This is a genomic window from Planktotalea sp., assembly GCF_049680325.1.
Taxonomy (GTDB): Bacteria; Pseudomonadota; Alphaproteobacteria; order Rhodobacterales; family Rhodobacteraceae; genus Planktotalea.
Map to the genome: position 1 here is coordinate 1 of NZ_JBAUHO010000301.1, position 2,551 is coordinate 2,551.

At 54.8% G+C, this 2,551-nt stretch carries 4 protein-coding genes; all 4 read right to left on the reverse strand.

The window, feature by feature from the left end; genetic code table 11:
• A partial coding sequence (locus tag WBC85_RS13805; RefSeq protein ID WP_424438324.1) for a CoA-binding protein occupies positions 1 to 322 on the reverse strand: 322 nt, incomplete at its 3' end.
• 217 nt (positions 323 to 539) lie between these two features.
• Entirely contained in the window at positions 540 to 1,241 is a 702-nt protein-coding gene (locus WBC85_RS13810; RefSeq protein ID WP_424438327.1) for an ABC transporter ATP-binding protein, read from the reverse strand.
• The gene (locus WBC85_RS13815; RefSeq protein ID WP_424438330.1) at positions 1,234 to 2,013 is read right to left on the reverse strand and encodes an ABC transporter ATP-binding protein; all 780 of its coding nucleotides are present in this window, start codon (positions 2,011 to 2,013) and stop codon (positions 1,234 to 1,236) included. The genes WBC85_RS13810 and WBC85_RS13815 overlap by 8 nt, the downstream gene beginning before the upstream one ends.
• Positions 2,010 to 2,551, reverse strand: a 542-nt coding sequence (locus tag WBC85_RS13820; protein WP_424438333.1) for a branched-chain amino acid ABC transporter permease, incomplete at its 5' end; no start/stop codon positions are given. The genes WBC85_RS13820 and WBC85_RS13815, both read right to left, overlap by 4 nt.

Genomic DNA, 2,551 nt, shown 5'->3' on the forward strand with positions numbered 1-2,551 from the left:
CCCCGATCTGCATCCAGATTGTTTTCAGCTTGGGCAAGCGTTCAAGCGCTTCATCAACGATATCCGGCACAAATTCAGAACGGCGAAAGATATCGACCATATCAACCGGCTCTGTAATTTCAGACAGACTGGCGCGTATGGTTTGCCCGAACAGGTTTTTGCCAGCATGTGCAGGGTTCACCGGAATAACCGTAAAGCCCTTAAGCCCAAGATAACGCGCAACATAATAACTTGGGCGAACGGCGTTTGTTGACACCCCGACCACGGCAACAACTTTGGTGCGATTTAGAATCTCGCGCAGATATGCATCAGAATAGCTCATGGGCTATCAAACGCAGATTGACGGGAAGTTCAAAAGAAAAATGCGCCCACCGGGGGGGACATCCCGTGGGCGCAAGTCGGGAACGAGGGACAGTGAAGCGGCGCACGTGCGTTCCGGATTGTGCGCCTCTGCCAATAGAAGTAGGTGCCTTTGTGAATGCTTAAAGACCCGCTCCAGATATTGTGATCGCTCGGCAAATTTCTGCTCAAAAGTGGAACTACACGGAAAGATAAGTATCGCGAATTTCGGGATGTGCCGCCAGATCGCCAAGCGTGCCCTTATATTTCGCGGTGCCGCTTTCGATAATAACCACGCGATCTGCAACAGCCTGTGCAAAATGCAAGTTCTGCTCGGACAAGAGCACAGTTAATCCTTCTTTCTTGAGCCGCAGAATAACGCGCACCATTTCTTCGACGATCACGGGCGCGATGCCCTCGGATGGCTCGTCAAGCAGGATCAAACTGGGGTTACCCATCAGCGTGCGTGCAATCGTAAGCATTTGTTGCTCGCCGCCTGACATTTCCTTGCCGCGGTTGCTGCGCCGCTCGGCAAGGTTGGGGAACATGTCAAAGAGCATATCTTCGGTCCATGTCACCGTGCCTGCGCGCGCAGGCTGGCGGCCAACCTCAAGGTTTTCCATAACAGTAAGATCGGTGAAAATGCGGCGTTCTTCCGGAACATACCCAAGGCCCATCTTGGCGACCTTATGAGACGGCATTCGCGTGATATCCGTGCCCTGAAACGTGACGGACCCGCTTTGCGGCACAACCAGTTGCATCACCGATTTCATCGTCGTCGTCTTGCCCGCACCGTTACGGCCAAGCAAGGCCACGACCTGCCCGCGCTCCACTCCGAAACTCAGATCACTCAGAACGTGGGCTTTTCCATAGAAACTGTTGATGCCATTGATCTCAAGCATTTGCGCTCTCCCCGTCCCGCTTAAAGAGCGTACCACCGCCGAGATAGACCTCTCGGACACGCGGATCATCACGGATATCCTTGACTGATCCGTTTGCAATCAATTGCCCGCGGTTGAGAACCATAACGCGGTGCGCATGGGCGAACACGACGTCCATGTCATGTTCGGTAAAAAGAACGCTGACGCCACGGCTTTCAACAATGTCAGCCGTCAGTTGCATAAGTGCGATCCGCTCGCTCGGGGCCATGCCTGCGGTCGGTTCGTCCATCAGCAAAAGCATCGGATCATGGGCCAGGGCAATTGCCAGTTCCAAACGCTTGAGATCGCCGTAAGCCAGCACCGCGCAATGGCGTTCAGATTGATCCCCCATACCCACCAGATCAAGCAGCGCCATAGCTTCGTTGCGATACATTTCATGGGCGCGCGGCAAGATCGAATAGGTCTTACGGTGATGCGAAATCAGTGCCATTTGCACGTTCTCGATCACCGTCATGGACGCGTAAGTGCCTGTGATCTGAAAGGTGCGCCCAACACCCATGCGCCATATCTGGCGCGGCTTGAGCCCTGTGAGACGCTTGCCGTTCAGCGACACAACGCCCGCACTCGGTTTTGTTTGCCCCATCAACATATTGAAACACGTGCTTTTGCCAGCCCCGTTCGGCCCGATCAGCGCAAGCAATTCGCCTTTCTCCAGTGAAAAAGACACGTTATCAACGGCCTGGATCGCGCCAAAGGCTTTTGAAAGGCCCTGAACTTCAAGAACCGCACTCATGCCTGATCCTCCCGCTTCATAAGGCCGATTTTTTCAGCCCACTTGCGCAGGGTTCCCGCAATGCCGTCAGGCGCAAGAATGACCACGAAAACAATCAGCAGGCCAAGCAACAGACGCCAGTATTCAAATCGGGTGATGTAATCCTTGGCACCCTCCAGTGCCGCTCCGCCAACAACCCCGCCTGCAAGGGTTTTCACCCCGCCAAGAAAGACGACGATCAACGCATCAAAGCTGCGCGCGATCTCCAGCTCGTTGGGAAAGATCGACCCTTTGGAAAAAACAAACAGCCCCCCGGCCAAGCCGGCCAAAGCGCCCGCGAATCCAAAGGCGACCCACTGCACATGTTTGGTATTAATGCCTGTCGCTTCGGCCTGACGTTGGCTGTCGCGCGCGGCGCGCAGCGCATAGCCGAAAGGTGAATGCGCCGCATGTCTCAGCAGGATAATGCCGCCGATGCAAAGGACCATCGCAAGGTAATAGAACGTCAAGGTGCCAGAGGCCCAGGTAGACGGCCAGATATCAACAAGACCATCATCAC